This window comes from Herbaspirillum sp. GW822-FHT03A08, from assembly GCF_058801885.1.
The window spans coordinates 494,131-513,921 of record NZ_JBXANR010000005.1 but is presented as its reverse complement, the minus strand read 5'-3'; the positions used below and the strand labels follow the sequence as shown (position 1 = coordinate 513,921).

11 protein-coding genes are annotated in these 19,791 nt (G+C 61.4%); 9 read left to right on the top strand and 2 right to left on the bottom strand.

All coding sequences use genetic code 11. The features are described 5' to 3' along the window. Positions 1-80: 80 nt before the first annotated feature. Positions 81-1,121 (top strand): sensor histidine kinase, encoded by a 1,041-nt coding sequence (locus AC1RN6_RS18430; protein ID WP_493006903.1) that lies wholly within the window; start codon positions 81-83, stop codon positions 1,119-1,121. Positions 1,122-1,195: 74 nt separating this feature from the next. Here AC1RN6_RS18430 and AC1RN6_RS18425 read toward each other — a convergent pair whose 3' ends face one another. Both AC1RN6_RS18425 and AC1RN6_RS18420 read right to left on the bottom strand, forming a co-directional pair. Then, a complete protein-coding gene (locus AC1RN6_RS18425) occupies positions 1,196-1,408 on the bottom strand; it encodes a hypothetical protein (protein ID WP_493006902.1) in 213 nt (70 codons plus the stop codon). Between the two features lie 140 nt (positions 1,409-1,548). Continuing rightward, positions 1,549-1,746, bottom strand: coding sequence for a hypothetical protein (locus AC1RN6_RS18420; RefSeq protein WP_493006901.1), 198 nt, complete (start codon positions 1,744-1,746; stop codon positions 1,549-1,551). Between the two features lie 321 nt (positions 1,747-2,067). On the opposite strand from AC1RN6_RS18420, the gene AC1RN6_RS18415 reads away from it, so the two are divergent. The 8 genes from AC1RN6_RS18415 (at position 2,068) to malQ (ending at position 19,789) form a co-directional block, all read left to right on the top strand. Further along, a complete protein-coding gene (locus AC1RN6_RS18415) occupies positions 2,068-2,295 on the top strand; it encodes a dodecin (protein ID WP_493006941.1) in 228 nt (75 codons plus the stop codon). A gap of 312 nt (positions 2,296-2,607) precedes the next feature. Continuing rightward, entirely contained in the window at positions 2,608-4,149 is a 1,542-nt protein-coding gene (gene glgA, locus AC1RN6_RS18410; protein WP_493006900.1) for a glycogen synthase GlgA, read from the top strand. A gap of 24 nt (positions 4,150-4,173) precedes the next feature. After that, positions 4,174-7,677 (top strand): alpha-1,4-glucan--maltose-1-phosphate maltosyltransferase, encoded by a 3,504-nt coding sequence (locus AC1RN6_RS18405; protein WP_493006899.1) that lies wholly within the window; start codon positions 4,174-4,176, stop codon positions 7,675-7,677. A gap of 1 nt (position 7,678) precedes the next feature. Next, positions 7,679-11,137 (top strand): maltose alpha-D-glucosyltransferase, encoded by a 3,459-nt coding sequence (gene treS, locus AC1RN6_RS18400; RefSeq protein WP_493006898.1) that lies wholly within the window; start codon positions 7,679-7,681, stop codon positions 11,135-11,137. A 44-nt stretch (positions 11,138-11,181) separates the two neighbouring features. Continuing rightward, the gene (gene glgB, locus AC1RN6_RS18395) at positions 11,182-13,503 is read left to right on the top strand and encodes a 1,4-alpha-glucan branching protein GlgB (protein WP_493006940.1); all 2,322 of its coding nucleotides are present in this window, start codon (positions 11,182-11,184) and stop codon (positions 13,501-13,503) included. A 63-nt stretch (positions 13,504-13,566) separates the two neighbouring features. Next, positions 13,567-15,714 (top strand): glycogen debranching protein GlgX, encoded by a 2,148-nt coding sequence (glgX, locus tag AC1RN6_RS18390; RefSeq protein ID WP_493006897.1) that lies wholly within the window; start codon positions 13,567-13,569, stop codon positions 15,712-15,714. Next, complete coding sequence (gene treZ, locus AC1RN6_RS18385; protein WP_493006896.1) at positions 15,711-17,630, top strand: malto-oligosyltrehalose trehalohydrolase; 1,920 nt, start codon at positions 15,711-15,713, stop codon at positions 17,628-17,630. Before glgX ends, treZ begins: the two co-directional genes overlap by 4 nt. Next, positions 17,627-19,789 carry a 4-alpha-glucanotransferase gene (malQ, locus tag AC1RN6_RS18380; RefSeq protein ID WP_493006894.1) on the top strand — a complete coding sequence of 721 codons (2,163 nt, stop codon included), beginning with the start codon at positions 17,627-17,629 and terminating at the stop codon, positions 19,787-19,789. Before treZ ends, malQ begins: the two co-directional genes overlap by 4 nt. Positions 19,790-19,791 lie beyond the last annotated feature (2 nt).

The window sequence follows — 19,791 nt, the reverse complement described above, 5'->3', positions numbered from 1 at the left end:
ACCTTATCAATAAGCTGGAAGTTCTCGCAGATCTGGTCGAGCGCAATCGGGAGAGCCTTCTCTCGCGCTGGCGCACTCTGGTGCGCGCCTTGCCGTCGGCACAAAATCTCAGCATCCCCACGCTCAACGATCATGTGCCGGCCTTGCTGGATGAGATCGCGCTGGCGTTCCGCCGCAATTCGGACGAATCCATTGCCGAAGTGCTGGCCGACGGCACCCCGCCCGAACACGGCCTGCAGCGCTTGCACAACGGTTACATGATTGAAGAGGTGGTGGCTGAGTACAACCTGTTGCGCGGCTGCGTTCACGATCTGGCGACGGAACATCAGATCAATCTGCAGGGCAAGCCGTTTCATGTCATGAACCTGGTGTTCGACAGCGCCATCGGGCTTGCCGTGCAGACGTTTTCCATCAACCGCGCGTTGGAAGTACAGCGGCGCCGGGAAGAATATCTCTCTTTCATCGCCCACGATCTGCGCACGCCGCTCAATGCGGTGGCGCTGGCCGCCAAGGTGCTGGAAGCCACCTTTGCCGCCGATCTTCCCGATCATCGCGCAGCACGCATGATCAAAGTCTTGCAGCGCAACGTGCAAAGCATGTCGGGACTGGTCACCAAAGTCATTGAAGAGAACGACAACTTGCGAACCGAAAGCGGCGTCAAGCTGGAGCGCCGCGATGTCGATTTGTGGCCGCTCATCGAAAGCATGGTCTACGATCTCAACCCGGTCGCCGGCACCGGCAGCACGCGGCTGCTCAACGATGTGCCGGAAGAGCTGGTCGTCTACGCCGACGCCGATTTGCTGCGCCGGATGATGCAGAATCTGATCGCCAATGCCATCACGCATACGCCGCAAGGCGAGGTGGTGATCGGCGCGGCGCCCACGCCGGACGGCGGGGTTGAATGCTGGGTCAGCGACAACGGCATGGGCATTTCGAAGGACAGGCTGGAATTGATTTTCGAGAAATTCGAGAGCGAAACCAAGGAGGCGGGCGGTCTCGGACTGGGGCTGGCAATTTTCAAGACCTTCGTGGAGGCGCACGAAGGGACATTCGATGTCGATAGCGAAGTCGGCCGCGGCTCACGTTTCAGTTTCGTCTTGCCGGGACGGCCGCAGCGCTAAATATTTCTCCTGACCGACCCTGGCGGCGGCTTGCACGCAGGGTCGGCTCTGCTTGCGCTGCGCCTCTCGCAGCCTCAGCCGTCGCTTTGGGGAGAATCTCCCTTGAACACATCAAAGGCTTCATCTTCATGCCGGGGCGGCGCAGCCGGCGCTGCACCCTTGATCGCCTTATCCTCTTGCCGTAACTTCTCCTGTTTCACCGGTTTCTCTTCCGGTTTGTCACGCATATCGGCGTGACGTTGATTGCGGCGTGCCTGTTCATGCTCCTGATGGGATGCGTGGGACATGCTTGCTCCTTCCGAAATAAAAAAGCACCGGCCCATGCGGCGCCGTCTGGCGCAATGCATCGTGTCGGTGCGAGACAGGGTGTCGGCTGTCCGCGGATGATGGTTACATCACCGCGGCTTTAGGACCGCTCACAGTTTTCTCAGTGTTTTTCCGGATGCGATTTGCTGTCGCCGTCATCAAGCACATCGGCAAAGCCGTCAACGCCTTCGATGCCGGCAATACGGATTGTCGTGCGATGGCGCGCCTGCTGCACTTCGGCTTCGGCGGCATTGGCTTGCGAAGCTTGCTGCGGCTGGGGGACGCCAAGTGTCGAATGGTTCGAAGTAGATTTGGCCATGATGCGCTCCTGAGATGAGTGATAAGGACGGAAAATCCGCGTTGAAGTCAGATTAAGACCGTTGACGCTTGCGCGCCATCAGCCTTTGCCGCATAGCAGCGTAAGACGAACGGCAGCTAAAAATTCTCCTACAGGGCTTTGAGGCGCCCGCTTATAGGCGCACCCGTCAACGCTGACTAGCCTGAGACTGCATCCGTAACAACAATGTCAGGGCTGACTGCGGCCTGGCAGCCTTCTGACCGCATCTGCTCACACTGCACACTCGGTGCGCATCTTCCCATCATTGTCATCAGCATCACCATCACCACCAAGGAGTCCACCATGAATCAATCGGTCACCGGCGGCAACCATACCTACAAGATTATCGAAGTGGTCGGCAGTTCAGAGCAGGGCAGCGACGACGCCATCCGCAACGCCATCCGGGAAGCAGGGCGCACCGTCAATAATCTCGACTGGTTTGAGGTCATCGCTCAGCGCGGTCACATCGACGGCGACAAGGTCGCACATTTTCAGGTCTCGCTGAAACTCGGGTTTCGCATCGAGACCTAGATAGCTGGAAAGTCCGGCAGCGCAGGTCCGTCACGTGAGGCGAACAATCATGAGGCAGCAAGGACAATGCAGATGAACGCTTCGGACGACACGCCGGTAGGAGGCATCCTACATTGATATGCGCCGGTGTCCGATGGTTCACTGCAACATGATTGGATAACGTAGGGCCTGTAGAGAAAGGCAAGGTCTGCAAAAAATAACCACAACCCGGACGCCGATATCTGGCGCGTTAGCGCTTTTTTTAATATCGCGCTTTGCTTTTCTGAAGATGAATTTTTAATCCATGCAGACAATCAATAACGGGGTGGTCAATTGCAAGCACGTGTCCTCTTAGTCAGTTCTGAAGCCGTTCCCCTGGTAAAAACGGGCGGCCTTGCCGATGTCATCACCGCGCTGGCCGTCAGCCTGCGCCAGTGCAACATCGATGCTTCCATTCTGATGCCCGGCTATGCCGCGGCTATCGTCAATGCAGCGAATGCGGCTACCCAGCCGTTGACGCCAATCGCTTTGCCGCGGCCATTGCCGGGTGGCCCGGCGCGTTTGCTGCAAGGGACCATGCCCGGCACCGATGTGCCGGTCCTGATGCTGGACACCGAGCGCTTCGGCCAGCGCCGCGCCAATCCCTATATCGACCAGAGCGGGCAGGAGTTTTGCGACAACGCCATTTGCTTCGCTGATCTGGCGCATGCCGCCGTCGCGATCTGCGCCGGCGAGACCAGCCTGCCGGCGCCGCACGTGGTGCACGCCAACGACTGGCATGCCGGCCTGATTCCTTTCCTGCTCAAGACAGCAGGACTGCATCACATCGGCTCCATGCTGACCATTCACAATCTGGCTTTCCAGGGTAACTATTCCTTCGACCTCGCAGCCCAGCTGGGGCTGGCGAATCTGCCGGGCGACAGCATGGCGAGCCTGGAGTACTGGGGCAAGATCAGCTATCTCAAAGCCGGCATCCAGCACGCCGATTGCGTCACCACGGTGAGCGAAACCTATGCCGCCGAAATCCTCACACCGCGTTTCGGCTACGGCATGGAAGGCGTGCTCAATGCGCGCCGCCACGTATTGCGGGCAATCCCCAACGGCATCGACAGCGAGGTCTGGGATCCGAAAAATGATCCGATGACCACGTCGTCCTTCGAGATCGGCAAGATGCGCGGCAAGACGCTGTGCAAGTGCGATCTGCAAACCATGTTCGGGCTGCTGCCGGTCGATCCGTTCGCGCCTATCGTCGGCATCGGCAGCCGCATGTCGCACCAGAAGATGGCCGACGTCGTGCTGGACGCCTTGCCGGCCATCCTGAATCGCCATGAGCGCATGCAGCTGGTCGTTCTCGGCTGCGGCGAACGCAGCTATGAAGAAGGTTTCCTCGATCTGGCCAGCCGTTATCCCGGCCGTGTCGGCGTGCATATCGGCTACGACGAACGCCGCGCCCATGCGCTGCATGCCGGCAGCGACATGCTGCTGCATCCAAGCCGTTTTGAACCCTTCGGCCTGACGCCTTTATATGCAATGCGCTACGGCACCATCCCGATCGCTTCGCGCGTGGGCGGGCTGACCGATACCATTGCCGACGCCGGCATGCAGGGCGCTGCCGCAGCAGGCGCCAGCGGCGTGCTGTTCGACGGCGAGCGTGCGCAAGATCTGGAAGCCGCCGTCGAGCGCGCTTTTGATCTTTACCGCAGTCGCGACCAATGGCAAGGCATGCAGCGTAACGCCATGCAAACCAATTTCGACTGGCAGACCGCCGCCGCCGCGTATATCGACGCTTACAAAGAGATTGCCGCAGGCGAGGCCAAGGCCGCGTTCCGCACAGTGTTGCCTGCAGCGGCTACCGCTTCCATGCAGTCCGCCTAGACTTGAGACAAGTGAGAATGATCATTGGAAAACCATGTCACAGCGGAGTTTTCGCCGCGTATCTATTGCATCGATCCCACGCTGGTGGCCCGAGCCGGCTGGACCGATCTGCTCGAACGCTGTGCCGCCATGGACTTCGATCACATTCTCTTGTGCGGCGATACGCTGGTAGCGGATCTGTTCGCGGGCGGCGACGCTACGCCTGAACACAACGAGGGACAAGCGCAAGCCGCATCCGCCAATCCCCTGGCGGATTACGGGATGTGCAGCCTGGCACAGCTGGAAGACCTAGCTCATCTCTGCACGGAATACCGCCTGCGGTTGCTGCTGGATCTCTCGTTGACGAGAGTCAATGCCAACGATGAAACGCTGCAGCATCATCCGGACTGGTTCTGTGCTGCCGGAACATCGGCAGCCGCCAGCGTGCCGGGCCGCGATGTGTTGCCGGATCCCCGTTATCCTGGCGTGCGATCGCAACCCCATATGCCGCGCCTCGACATACCGGATGTCGCCGATGCCATGCTGGCCTGGTGGCATGCGCGTCTGGCGATCCTGATCGATGCGGGTGTGGCTGGATTCTGCTGCCGCGAGCCCGCCAGTTTTCCTGCGGATTTCTGGTGCCGCCTCATTGCGCTCACTCGCGAGCAACGCTCCTGCACGCATTTTCTCGCCTGGACGCCAGGTTGCACGCATCGACAACTCGATGAGATGGTGGGTTGCGGTTTTGACGCGGTATTTTCTTCCGGCGCCTGGTGGGACTTCCGCGCGCCCTGGTATTTCCGAGAGTACGACAAGCTGGCGGCAATTGCTCCGGTGCTTGCTTTCCCGGAAGATCCTTTCGGTCCGCGGCTGGCGCGCATTCATGGCTTTCGCGACAAGCAGACTAGACGGCTGGGTGCCTTGCGGGCACTGCATTTCGCCACCATCAGCGGCGCCGGCTGGCTGATGACGATGGGTTTCGAATTCGGCCTCACTGACGCTCTGAGCGTCGCGCATCATGCCGGCAGCGCCAATCGGCTTGTCAATCCACAGTCCTATGCGCAGGCTTGCGCCGACGCCGAGTTCGATCTCAGTAAGGACGTCCTTGCCGCCAATCAGGACATGGCGAAGCGGCGCGTTGACGGCGGTAATCCGCATCTGCGTCCGCTCAGTTCGCCGGATGCGCCGCTGTTGCTTATCGAACGGCGGGCCGCAAACGCCAGCCAGCTGATCACCGTCAACCCGCAACTCGACGCCAGCGCCCGCATCGGCGAAAGCGACTGGCAGCAGCGTCTGGGCGGCAGCACTGTGCAATGGCACGGCGAAGGACGCCAGGTGCCGCCCGGCGCGGTTCGCACACTCGATCTGGAAACCCCGCCCGCCGTCGGCAGCGACCCTAACCGCCGCAAGAAGCCGGTGCCGGACAAAGTCCGCTCAACGCGCATCGCCATTGAACATGTCGCACCTGCCGTGGATGACGGTCGCTTTGCAGTCAAACATACGGTCGGTGAACGTTTTATCGTCAGCGCGGACATCTTCATGGACGGCCATGATCACCTGGCCGCTTCGGTGCTGGTGCGCGCTGCGGATGAAAAACAATGGCATCGCATTGCCATGCACCATCACGACAACGACCGCTGGCAGGCGACGCTGTCCCTGTCGCGCCTGGGGCGCCACTATTTCTGCATCGAAGCCTGGAGCGATGTCTACGAAACCTTCCGCGACGGCCTGCGGAAGAAAGCCGGCGCTGGCGTAGATGTGCATCTGGAACTGGAAGAAGGGCGTCTGCTCATCGCCAGGCTCGTAGAGCAAGGTCTGGAAAATGGTATCGACGGCATCGTGCTGGAACGCAGCGCGGCCTTGCTCAAAGCCCTGACGCCGGCCACTGCCGGCAAGCGTGACGCCGTTAAAAATGCAAAGAAGGAAAAATTTGAAAAGCGCGCGGGCGACGTTGACAATGCGCCCGAATCCGACCGGATCTATGCAGAACGACTGGCCTTGCTGAGCGCCGACGACACCGCGCAATTGGTCGAACAACTCACCGCACTGGCCGGCGCGCGCGCTTTTCTCGCACGCAGCGCGGTCGAATATCCACTGGAAGCCGAGCGCGCTGCAGCAAGCTACGCCAGCTGGTATGAACTCTTCCCGCGTTCGCAGAGCGGCCATGCCGACGTGCACGGTACCTTCGACGACGTGATTGCACGCCTGCCGGCGATACGCGCGATGGGATTCGATACGCTGTACTTTCCGCCCATCCATCCCATCGGACAAACCAACCGCAAGGGCAAGAACAACAGCCTGACGCCGGAGGCGGACGACCCCGGCAGTCCCTACGCCATCGGCAGCGAAGAAGGCGGACATGATGCGATCCACACCCAGCTTGGCACGCTGGACGACTTCCTGCGCCTGCGCGACGCGGCAGCCGACCATGGACTGGAGCTGGCGCTGGACTTCGCCATTCAATGCTCGCCCGATCATCCCTGGCTGCGCGAGCATCCGGGCTGGTTCGCCTGGCGGCCGGACGGCTCGATGCGCTACGCAGAAAATCCGCCGAAGAAATATCAGGACATCGTCAACGTCGACTTTTATGCCGACGACGCCATTCCCGATCTGTGGGTGGCCTTGCGCGACGTGGTGATGTACTGGGTGCAGCAGGGGGTGAATGTATTCCGGGTCGACAATCCGCACACCAAGCCGTTTCCATTCTGGGAGTGGATGATCGCGGCAGTGCGCAGCCGCTATCCACAGGTGATTTTTCTGTCGGAAGCGTTCACCCGGCCCAAGCCGATGTATCGGCTCGCCAAACTGGGGTTTTCGCAGTCGTACACCTATTTCACGTGGCGTCACAGCAAACAGGAATTCATCGAGTATCTGACTGAGCTGACCGCCGACACGGGCGATAGCGATCAGCCGCGTGATTTCTACCGGCCGCATTTTTTCGTCAATACGCCGGACATCAATCCCGAATTCTTGCAGAAGTCCGGACGTGCAGGGTTTCAGATCCGGGCCGCCTTGGCAGCAACCTTATCGGGCTTGTGGGGCGTGTATAGCGGCTTTGAATTGTGCGAAGCGCAGGCAGTGCCGGGCAAGGAAGAATATCTGGATTCCGAAAAGTACGAAATCCGCGCCTGGGACTGGGAGCGGCCCGGCAACATCATCGACGACGTCACGCGCCTGAATCACATCCGTGCCGAAAACCCTGCGTTGCAAACGCATCTGGGCGTGCGCTTCCTGCCGGTGTCGAATGACAAGATCCTGTATTTCGTCAAAGCGACACGGCTCGCCTCGGCCGCCATCGGCAAGTCCGAATCTACCCGTTTCGGCGACAACGTGGTGCTGGTGGCAATCAATCTCGACCCCTTCCATGCACAGCATGGAGAGATCGACTTACCGTTCGACGGCTTCGGCCTGCCCGACGATGCGCGTGTGCAGGTCGAAGATTTGCTCACCGAGCACCGCTTTACCTGGAGCGGCAAACGGCAGCCGCTGAGTTTCGATTCACATGGGCGTCCCTACGCCATCTGGCGCATCCGCGCAGGAGAGGCATGAAATGGATATCCCATCGAACAGTACCGTCCTTCGTAACCGCGAGCCGCCTTCCGGCGACAAGAAAGATAATCCTGACGCCAAAGGCCGCAAGCAAAAGGCGAGCAAGGCAGAGCGTGCCAAGGCGACACGCGCGGGCAGGGCAGGTTTGCGCTTCACCGATGATCCGCTGTGGTACAAGGACGCGATCATCTATCAGATTCATGTCAAATCCTACTTCGACGCCAACGATGACGGCATCGGCGACTTCGCCGGCCTGATCAAAAAGCTGGACTACATCGCAGGTCTGGGCGTCAACACCATCTGGCTGCTGCCATTCTATCCGTCTCCACGCCGCGACGACGGCTACGATATCGCCGAATACAAAGGCGTCCATCCCGATTACGGCAACATGAGCGACGTGCGCCGCTTCATCGCTGCGGCGCATGAGCATGGCTTGCGCATCATCACCGAACTGGTCATTAACCACACTTCGGATCAACACCCGTGGTTTCAGCGGGCACGGCAAGCTCGCGCCGGCTCGGTGGCGCGCAATTTCTATGTCTGGTCGGACAACGACAAGAGCTACGACGGCACCCGCATCATCTTCGTCGACACCGAAAAATCCAACTGGACCTGGGATCCGGTCGCCAAGGCTTATTTCTGGCATCGCTTCTATTCGCATCAGCCGGATCTCAATTTCGACAATCCGCAAGTGCTCAAGGCGGTGCTCAATGTCATGTCCTTCTGGCTCGATCTCGGCATTGACGGCTTGCGCCTGGATGCCGTGCCTTATCTGATCGAGCGCGAAGGCACCAGCAACGAAAACCTGCCGGAGACTCACGCCATCCTCAAACGCATCCGCGCCGAGATGGACCGCAAGTATCCGGATCGGATGCTGCTGGCTGAAGCCAATATGTGGCCGGAAGACGTGCAGCAGTATTTCGGCGACAGCGACGAATGCCACATGGCTTTCCATTTTCCGCTGATGCCGCGCATGTACATGGCGCTGGCCAGCCAGGACCGTTTTCCGATCACCGACATCCTGCGCCAGACGCCGGACATTCCGGCCGAATGCCAGTGGGCGATTTTCCTGCGCAACCATGACGAGCTGACGCTGGAAATGGTCACCGACGCCGAGCGCGATTACCTGTGGAATTTCTATGCGCCGGACCGCCGCGCACGTCTGAATCTTGGCATCCGCCGCCGTCTTGCGCCGCTGGTCGAGCGCGACTGGCGCCGCATTCAGCTGCTCAACAGTTTCCTGCTGTCGATGCCCGGTACGCCTGTGATTTACTACGGCGACGAGATCGGCATGGGCGACAACATCCATCTGGGCGACCGTGATGGCGTGCGTACGCCGATGCAATGGACGCTGGACCGCAACGGCGGTTTCTCGCGCGCCGATCCGGCACGGCTGGTGCTGCCGCCGCTGATGGACCCGCAATACGGCTATCAGACCATCAATGTCGAGGCGCAGAGTGACGATCGCCACTCCATGCTCAACTGGATGCGCCGCCTGCTCAGCGTGCGCAAGCAGCATCAGGCCTTCGGCCGCGGCACGCTGACGCTGATCTATCCGAGCAATCGAAAGATCCTGGCTTATCTGCGGGAATACAGCGACCCCAAACAAGGCGGCGCCACCGAGACCATTCTGTGCGTGGCGAACCTGTCGCAATCGGCGCAAGCAGTCGAGCTGGAGTTATCGGCCTTTGCCGAACGGATTCCTATCGAAATGATGGGCGGTACCGCGTTCCCGCCGATCGGCAAGCTGAATTACCTGCTGACCTTGCCGCCGTTCGGCTTCTATTGGTTCCTGCTGGCGACCGAAGCCAATATGCCGTCGTGGTATGCCGCCACACCTGAACCGTTGCCGGAGTATGTCACGCTGGTGTTGCGCAGCGGTGTCGAAGAGATCATGGAAGCGCCGGCGCGCACCACGCTCGAACAGGAAGTGTTGCCGCACTATCTGCTCAAACGCCGCTGGTACGCCGCCAAGCAGCGGACTATAGAAAAGGTCGAGATGGTTGCGGCCACCACGCTGCCAATGTCAAAGAACGTGCCCGGAGCCTTGCCGGTGGTGCTGAGCGAAATCGAAGTCACGGCAGGCGCGCAGGTACAGCGCTATCTGTTGCCGCTGGGCTTCATCCGCGAAGAAGACACCGTCTCGGCTTTACCGCACCAACTGGCCTTGTCGCGCGTGCGCCGCAATCGCCATGTCGGCTTCCTGACGGATGCATTCGCCCTCGATTCCTTCATCATGACCGTGCTGGAACTGCTGTCCGAGCGCGCCCAGGTGCCTGCCGGGCAGGGACATGTTCTGTTCGCGCCGACTGCGGCCTTCGACGCCGCCGTCCTCAAGGCGCCGCTGCACTTGCGGCGTGTCGCGCAGGAGCAATCGAACAGCTCGGTGGTCATCAACGATGCGATGGTCATGAAGGTGCTGCGGCTGGTCAAGCCCGGCATCCATCCGGAAATCGAAATGGGGCGCTATCTCACCGAGCACGGCTTCCCCAATGTGCCTGCCACGCTGGGCGAAGTCACGCGCAACGGCGAAGATGGCACATCGTATGCGCTGATCGTCCTGCAACGCTATGTCGACAATCAGGGCGATGCCTGGCAATGGACCATGGATACGCTGGAGCGCGCGATCCAGAGCGATACCCTGACCGATCCCAACCACGCGCAGCACTCCCGCAATAACAGCAACACCGCGCTGGCCGAGCTGGCCACGTTTGCGCGATTGCTTGGACAGCGGCTGGGCGAAATGCATACCTTGCTCGGCAAGCCCAGCGACAATGCCGCTTTCTCGCCGGAGACGGTGCGCACCGGGGTCTGGCAATCGTGGGCGCAGTCGGCGGCGACGCAGCTCAATGCCGCCTGCGACATCCTGCGCAAGAAGAACGACTGGGTCACGGTGGATGAAGCGCGCCACGTCGGCCGTCTGCTGGCGCAGCGCGAACCGCTGCTCAAACGCATCGAGCAACTGGCGCAGGCCGGCGAAGGATCCTTGTGCATCCGACTGCACGGCGACTTGCATCTGGGGCAGATCCTGATCGCGTTCAACGACGTCTTCATCATCGATTTCGAAGGGGAGCCGGCGCGCTCGCTGGAAGAGCGCCGCGCCAAGGGCAGCCCCTTGCGCGACGTCGCCGGACTGATGCGCTCCTTCGATTACGCCGCCGCCTTTGGCCGCAACATGGGGCCCGGCGATCTGGACGATGCGGCGCGTGCCGGCAAGGAGCAAGTTCTGCGCCGCTTTGCGCCGGAATGCCAGGCCGCGTTCCTGGAAGGCTATCGCGTCGGCAATCCGGCGTTGGCGCACAGCCTGCCGCTGGCCGCCCAGAACGCCTTGCTGGATCTGTTCACCCTGGAAAAAGCAGCCTACGAGATTTGTTACGAAGCGGCCAACCGGCCTGCATGGATGCATGTGCCGTTGCACGGCATTTATGCCATCGCAAATCGCTTACTGGATAAAAAATAACATCGACGGGAGTAACGATGGCATTGCCTCAAATGAAGAGCACCATGGATAACGAACATTCCATTCAGCCGGATTCGTCGTACCTTCCCGGCACGGCGCTGGCGAGCAGCCTGCAGCAAGGGCAGCTCGGCGATCCGTTCGCCTTGCTCGGTCCGCGCTATACGAAGCTGGCGCAGGACGAGCAGCGACTGCGTCTGTGCTGCTACTATCCGGGCGCGATCGCCGTGCAGGTATTTTCGCGGCCGGCGGACGATATCGATCCGCACGGCGCGTTGCTGGGCAACCTGACGCCGCTGGAAGCAACGGAAGGCGTCGAGGCCGGCAGCGGTATTTTCTATGGCGAGGTGGTGTTGCCTGCGCATGCGGCGCGACGCGAGATTCCCTATGTGCTGCACGTTGCGTGGCCGTGCGCCGATGGCGGCGAAGAAGTGCAGATCACCGAAGACCCCTACGCCTTCGGTCTGCTGCTGAGCGACTTCGACTTGCATCTGTTCCGCGAAGGACGCCATCGCCAGCTGGGCCGCTGCTTCGGCGCGCAGGTCATGACCATCGATGACGTCGAAGGCGTGCGCTTTGCAGTCTGGGCGCCGAATGCGCGGCGTGTCTCGGTGGTCGGCGATTTCAATCAATGGGACGGCCGCCGGCATCCGATGCGTCTGCGCCAGAGCGCGGGAGTGTGGGAGTTGTTCATTCCCCGTTTGCGCGATGGCACGCTGTATAAATACGAAATCGTCGGACCTGACGGCACCGTACTGCCGGCCAAGGCCGATCCGATGGCGCGCGCTACGGAAGCGCCGCCGGCCACGGCGTCACGCGTCATCGATGACCGCGACGGCCGCCGCTGGCGCGACGAGAGCTGGATGCAGCAACGCGCGCAGCGGCAATCGGCGCAGTCGCCGATGTCCATCTATGAAGTCCATGCCGCCTCCTGGATGCGCATCCTTGAAGAGGACGGCCGCAATCTCGACTGGAACGAACTGGCCGAGCGCCTGATCCCTTACGTGAAGGGCATGGGATTTACTCACGTCGAATTGCTGCCGGTGATGGAACATCCTTTCGGCGGCTCATGGGGCTACCAGCCTTTGTCACAGTTTGCGCCCAGCGCGCGTTTCGGCGCGGCGGCAGATTTCGCAGCTTTTGTCGATGCCTGTCACGGCGAAGGCATCGGCGTCATCCTCGACTGGGTGCCGGCGCATTTTCCGTCGGATGCCCACGGACTGGCCCACTTCGACGGCACGCCGCTGTATGAGCATGGCGATCCGCGCGAGGGATTCCATCAGGACTGGAACACGCTGATCTACAACCTCGGCCGGCACGAGGTGCGCGGTTTTCTGATCGCCAGCGCGTTGGAATGGCTGGAACATTTTCACGTCGACGGGTTGCGGGTGGATGCGGTGGCGTCGATGCTGTACCGCGACTACAGCCGCAATGCCGGCGAGTGGGTGCCGAACATTCATGGCGGCCGCGAAAACCTGGAGGCGGTGGCCTTCCTGCGCGAACTCAACCAGACAGTCCAGGAGCGTTGCCCCGGTGCGCTGATGATCGCCGAAGAATCGACCGCCTGGCCGGGCGTGACGGCTCCGGTGGAGCAGGGCGGACTGGGATTCTCCTACAAGTGGAACATGGGCTGGATGCACGACACGCTGCGCTACGCCGAGCAGGACAGCATTTACCGCCGCTACCACCATCACGATTTCACCTTCGGCATGATCTATGCGTTTTCGGAATCCTTCGTGCTGCCGATCTCGCACGACGAAGTGGTCCATGGCAAACGCACCTTGCTGCAAAAGATGTCGGGCGACTATTGGCAGAAGTTCGCCAACCTGCGCGCCTATCTCGGCTTCATGTGGAGCCATCCGGGTAAGAAGCTGCTGTTCATGGGCAGCGAATTCGGCCAGTACGATGAGTTCGATCACGACAAATCGCCGCAGTGGGAGTTGCTGGACGACCCGCGCCACCGCTGCATCCAGCGCCTGGTGCGCGACCTCAACCGGATCTATGTCGATCTCCCGGCCTTGCATCGCTACGACTCACAGGCGGAGGGATTTTCGTGGGTGGTGGGCAACGACAGCGTCAACAGCGTGTTTGCCTATTTCCGCTACGGAAACGATGGCGAGGCGCCGCTGCTGACCGTCGTCAACATGACGCCGGTGCCGCGCCACAACTACCGTATCGGCGTGCCTCCGGGTGCCGGCAACAGCTACCAATGGGACGAAATCCTCAACACCGATGCCGATATCTATGGCGGCAGCAATCTGGGCAATGCCGGCGGGGTGACTGCGCAGGCGGAGCAATGGCATGGTTATCCGGCTTCCGTCTTGCTGACCTTGCCGCCGCTGTCGACCCTTGTTTTGCGCCGGCGATAGTCTGAGAACGACACTGAAAATGCAACCGCGAACGTAACTGAAAACGCAACTGAGAAAAGAACAATGACACTGATCACGCCAAGAAAACTGCAGGCAGGAGCACCTTATCCACTGGGTGCGCGTTTTGACGGACTGGGGATCAATTTTGCCGTATTTTCGGCCCATGCGAGCAAAATCGAGCTGTGCATCTTTGATGCCACCGGCAGGCGCGAAGTCGAACGCATCACCCTGCCGGAATGCACCGACGAAGTCTGGCACGGCTATCTGCCAGACACTTCGCCGGGACTGGTCTACGGCTACCGTGCATACGGCCCGTACGAGCCGCAAAAGGGACATCGCTTCAATCCCAACAAGCTGCTGCTCGATCCCTATGCGCGCAAGCTGGTGGGGCAGGTGCGCTGGACTGATGCCTTGTTCGGTTACCGACTGCATTCGCCCAAGGGCGATCTCAGCTATGACCGCCGCGACAGCGCCGCCGCCATGCCCAAGGGTGTGGTGATCGAAGAGATGCCGGTCGGCCAGAACTATCCGCGACCGCGTGTGCCATGGTCGAAAACCGTGATCTACGAAGCCCATGTCCGGGGCATCTCCATGCAGCGCCCAGGCGTCATGCCGCATGAGCGCGGTACTTTCGCAGCGCTGGGCCATCCCGATTTCATCGCGCATCTGCAAAAACTGGGCGTCACCACGCTGGAGCTGATGCCGGTGCATTCCTTCCTGCAGGAAAATTTCCTGCTGCAACGCGATCTGCGCAATTACTGGGGTTACAGCACGCTGGGATTCTTTGCTCCCGAACCCAGCTATCTGTCGACCGGCGACCTCAACGAAGTGCGCATGGCGGTGCGGCATTTCCATGCGGCAGGCATCGAGGTGATCCTCGATGTGGTCTACAACCATACCTGTTCGGGCAGCGAGCTGGGGCCGACGCTGAGTTTCCGCGGTCTCGACAACGCCAGCTATTACCGCCTGATCCCCGGGCAGGAACGTTATTACATCAACGACACCGGTTGCGGCAATACCATCAACATGTCGCATCCGCGCGTGATCCAGATGGTGCTGGATTCGCTGCGCTACTGGGCGCAGGCCTTCAATATCGACGGCTTCCGTTTCGACTTGTGCTCGACGCTGGGGCGCGAGCCGACGGGATTCGACCCGCATAGCGGTTTCTTCGATGCCCTGATGCAGGATCCCGTCCTGTCGCAGCTGAAGCTGATCGCGGAGCCATGGGATATCGGCCCGGGCGGCTATCAGCTAGGCAATCATCCACCGCGCTTTGCGGAATGGAACGACAAGTTCCGCGACGGCGTGCGCCATTTCTGGGCCGGCGGCGAGGGTCTGCGCGGCGAGTTTGCCGGACGCATGCTCGGCTCGTCGGATCTGTTCGATCACCACCATCGCAAACCGTGGGCATCGGTCAATTTCATCGCTTCACATGACGGCTTCACCTTACGCGACCTCGTCAGTTATGAGACCAAGCACAACGAAGCCAACGGTGAAAACGGCAATGACGGCCACAACGACAACTACAGCGCCAACTGGGGCGTGGAAGGCGAAACTGACGATGCCGCCATCCTGCAGTTGCGCGAAACGGTGCAGCGTTCCATGCTGACTTGCGTCTTCTTCGCACAGGGAACGCCGATGCTGCTGGCCGGCGACGAATTCCATCGCAGCCAGAACGGCAACAACAATGCCTATTGCCAGGATAACGAAATCTCATGGGTGGACTGGAATGCCGCCGGCAGCGACGCTGCGGTGGCGCTGACCACTTACGTCGGCCGATTGACGGCGATCCGCCGCGATTTTCCGGTATTGCAAGGCGACCACTTCCTGCATGGCCATCGCGAGATTCGCAAGGGCTTGCACGATGTCGCCTGGTTTGACGAGCGCGCCACACCGATCTCGGTCGAGGACTGGCAAAATCCGGTGGCGCGCGCGCTGACGTTGCAATGCGCCGGCACGGGCAATCTGCCCGAGGAGCAAGCGGAGGAAGACGCGCCGCCGCCGCCCGATATCGTGCTGATGTTTTTCAATGCCGGGCACGAAGCCATTGAATTCACCTTCCCGCGTCCCGACGATGCGCACTATCTGCTGATCGACAGCAATATTGCCGACGGTGCCGCATCCAGAGATGCGTATAGCGGGACCAGCGTCGAAGTCGCGGCTCATAGCGTGCAGGTATTCGCCAATCGCCCATGCCGGGAAAAATCATGAACAGTCTCGTTCCGCTCCATCCCAACAACGTTCGTTTCCACTACAAGCTGCCCTTCGGCGCCGAGTACCTGGGTAACGGTCGCACACGGTTTCGCATCTGGGCGCCGCTGGCCAAAACGGCTGCGGTCGAACTGGATGGCCAGCGTCGCGTCCCGATGTCGCCGTCATTGACTTCCTCCGACGAAGGCTGGTTTGAAGTCGAGACCGATTGCGAAGCGCTGACCCAGTATCACTACGTGCTGATGTCGCAGATCGACGGCGAGATCAGCGTCCCCGATCCTGCCTCGCGCTGCCAGGCCGGCGACGTGCATGCCGACAGCGTGGTCATCGACGCTTCCGCTTATGAGTGGCAGACGCTCGACTGGCGCGGCCGTCCGTGGCACGAAACGGTGCTGTATGAGTTGCACGTCGGCGCGCTGGGCGGTTTTGCCGGCGTCATGCAACGCCTGCCTGAACTCGCGGAACTCGGCATCACAGCGGTCGAGCTGATGCCGGTGTCGGAGTTTCCCGGCGCCTACAACTGGGGCTACGACGGCGTACTGCCGTATGCGCCCGATGCCAGTTACGGCACGCCGGAGCAGCTCAAGCAGCTCATCGATACCGCGCACAGCCTGGGCATGATGGTGTTCCTCGACGTGGTGTACAACCACTTCGGGCCGGACGGCAACTACCTCGCCAGCTACTCGCCGTTCTTCCGCAACGATACAGATACGCCGTGGGGACAGAGCATCGATTTTCACCGGCCCGAGGTGGCGGATTTCTTTGCGCAGAATGCCTTGTACTGGTTGCAGGAGTACCGCTTCGACGGTCTGCGTCTGGATGCCGTGCATGCCATCGGCGATCAGAGCTGGCTGCGTGCGCTTGCGGCGAAGGTGCGCACGGCGATCGCACTGGAAGACGAGGAAATCGGCCTCGGCAAGCGGCATGTTCATCTGGTGCTGGAACACGATGGCAATGCGGCGTCGCTGCTGGATGGCGGTGTCGGCGGAGGGGATGGAAGCGGCAAGTATGGCAAGTATGAGGCGCAATGGAACGACGACGGCCATCATGTCCTGCACGTTCTGCTGACCGGCGAAACCGGCGGCTACTATGCTGACTACGCGATCCAGCCCGCTGAAAAACTGGCGCGTTGCCTGCGCGAAGGATTCGTCTATCAGGGCGAACCATCTCCTTACCGCGGCAACGAGACACGCGGCGAGAGCAGCGTCGAGCTGCCCCCGACGGCCTTCGTGCTGTTTCTCCAGAATCATGATCAGATCGGCAACCGCGCCCACGGCGAACGGCTCACGGCGCTGGCGGACCCCGCCGCCTTGCGCGCAGCGCAGGCCTTGCTGCTGTTGTCGCCGCAGATCCCGATGCTGTTCATGGGAGAAGAGTATGGCGCAACGCAGCCGTTCTATTACTTCACCAGCCATGCCGACGAGAAGCTGGCCGATGCCGTGCGCACAGGGCGGCGCAAGGAGTTTTCACGCTTTCCGGAATTCTCGGACCCGGCGGCGCTTGACGCCTTGCCGGACCCCAACAGTTTTTCCACCTTCATGGCGTCGATTCCAGAACCTGTCGCGCCGGAAGAAGACGCCAGCGCCGGCCAGTGGATGGGGTGGTGCTATCGCCTGCTGCTGATCCGGCGCGAGGCAATTACGCCTTATCTGCCGGGCGCCGTTGCGCTGGACGCGAAAGCTATCGGACCTGCGGCGGTCTATGCGCGCTGGCGGCTGAATAACGGCACGGTGCTGTGCATCACTATCAATCTGGACAAGCAGGCCGTACAGGATTCATCGGACGCGATGCTGGATACGCTTGCCACGCTGGCCGGCGCCGATGTTCTGTTCGACAGCGGCGGCGTACTTGATAGATTGGCCGGAGGCGTATTGCCGCCGCATTCCATATTGGTCATTCGCGAGGCAGCAAGATGAACGGCCTGCCGGAATCTGCCGAACCAGCTGAACCAGCCGGGCACACGCCCAGCGACTACGACCAGGCCGTCTATAACCTGGCGGCGCTGGCCGGCATCGCAGTCAACTGGATCGACGCCTACGACCAGCCGCAAACGGTATCGCCGGCATCGTTGCGCACCATCCTGGCAACGCTCGGTCTGCCGTGCGACAGCCATCGGCAGGCCGACGAAAGCCGCGCGCGTCTGCAGGAAATCAACCGCTCGGCCGCGCTGCCGCCGCTGATCACTGCAGAAATCGGCAGGGATATCGTCTTGCCGGCCCAATGCGGTCTGCACGGACAATCCTGCCTGATTGTTCTGGAGTCCGGCGAACACGTGGCGCGCAAGATATCCGGCAACGACGGCAACGCGCCGACCATTGCCGCCCTCGACCGTTACGGCTATCACCGGCTGCAGGTGGCAGGCATCGAAGTCACGCTGGCAGTGGCGCCCCCGCGTTGCTACGGCGTGGCGGACGCCTTTCTCGACAAGGGCGACGCCAGCCGGCGCGGTTGGGGGCTGGCGCTGCAACTCTATGGATTGCGCAGTGAACACGACGGCGGCATCGGCAGCTTTGGCGGACTGGCGCAACTGGCGGCGAAGGCCGGCAAGGAAGGCGCAACCGCGCTGGCGATCTCGCCGGTGCACGCGATGTTTGCGGCCGACACGCATCGCTTCAGTCCGTATTCGCCATCGAGCCGCCTGTTTCTTAACGTGCTGCATGTTGACCCTGCAAGTATCCTGGGACGCGATGCAATGCTTCAGGTATTGCAGGAAGCCGGCCCGGAAGCCACGGCGCTGCAACTGCGTCTTGAGCAGGCGTCGCAGGTCAACTGGCCGGAAGCAGGGCGCCATCGCCTGCAACTGTTGCGGCGCTTGTATGGCATGTTCCGCATGCAGAGCACGCCTTCTGCTGAATTCGCCGCGTTTCGTTTGCAAGGCGGACAGGCGCTGAACGACCACGCATTGTTTGAGGCGCTGCATCACACGCTGGCTGCCAGGACGCCGGGCATCGCGAGCGACTGGCGGCACTGGCCGGAACGCTACCATCATCCCGATTCGGCGGAGATGCGTCGCTTCGCACAAGAGCAGGGCGGCGAGATCGACTTTCACATCTTTCTGCAATGGCAGGCCGCGCGCAGCTTGCAGCGAGCACAGCAAACCGCGCGCGACAGCGGCATGGCGGTCGGCCTGATCGCCGACCTGGCGGTCGGTGCCGACAACGGCGGCAGCCAGGCTTGGAGTCACAGTGAAGAAATGATTGCCGGCTTGTCGGTGGGCGCGCCGCCCGATTTGCTCAATACCCGCGGACAAAACTGGGGTATCGGCGCATTTTCGCCGCTGGCCATGCGCGCTGAGGGATTCCGTTCGTACATCGCAATGCTGCGCTCCGTGTTTGCCCATGCCGGCGGCGTGCGCATCGATCATGTGATGGGACTGACGCGCCTGTGGCTGACGCCGGAAGGCGCCGATGCCAATGACGGCGCTTATCTGCGCTACCCGGCGCAGGATTTGCTGCGGTTGATTGCGCTGGAGTCATGGCGGCACCGCGCCATCGTGATCGGCGAAGATCTCGGCACCGTGCCTGAGGGTTTTGATACGCAGTTGAAGGACAGCGGATTGCTTGGCATCGGCGTGCTCTGGTTTGAGCGGGAGCAAAGGCGTTTTCTGGCGCCGAAGTCGTGGCCGGCGCATGCCATCGCAACCACGTCTACACACGATCTGCCGACCGTGGCAGGCTGGTGGCGCGGCCGCGACATCGAATGGCGCGCCGAACTCGACCTGCTGATGCCGGGCGACACGGCAGCGCAGGCGCTGGACGACCGCAGGCAAGACCGGAGTTCCCTGTGGCAAGCCTTGCTCGACGCCGATTGTGTGAGCGGCGGACAACCGGCCGACGATCAGCCGGAAGCCGTGGTCGACGGCGCGGCCGCCTACATTGCCCGGACGCCGGCGCCGCTGGCTCTGTTGCCGATGGAGGACCTGCTGGGGCTGGAAGAACAACCGAACCTGCCTGGCACCGTCGCCGTACATCCCAACTGGCAGCGGCGTCTGCCGGGCGACGCATCGACCTTGCTCGAGCAGGCGCCATGCCGTCGGCGCATGCGTCTGCTGCAACGCATCGACCCGCGAAAGTAAAC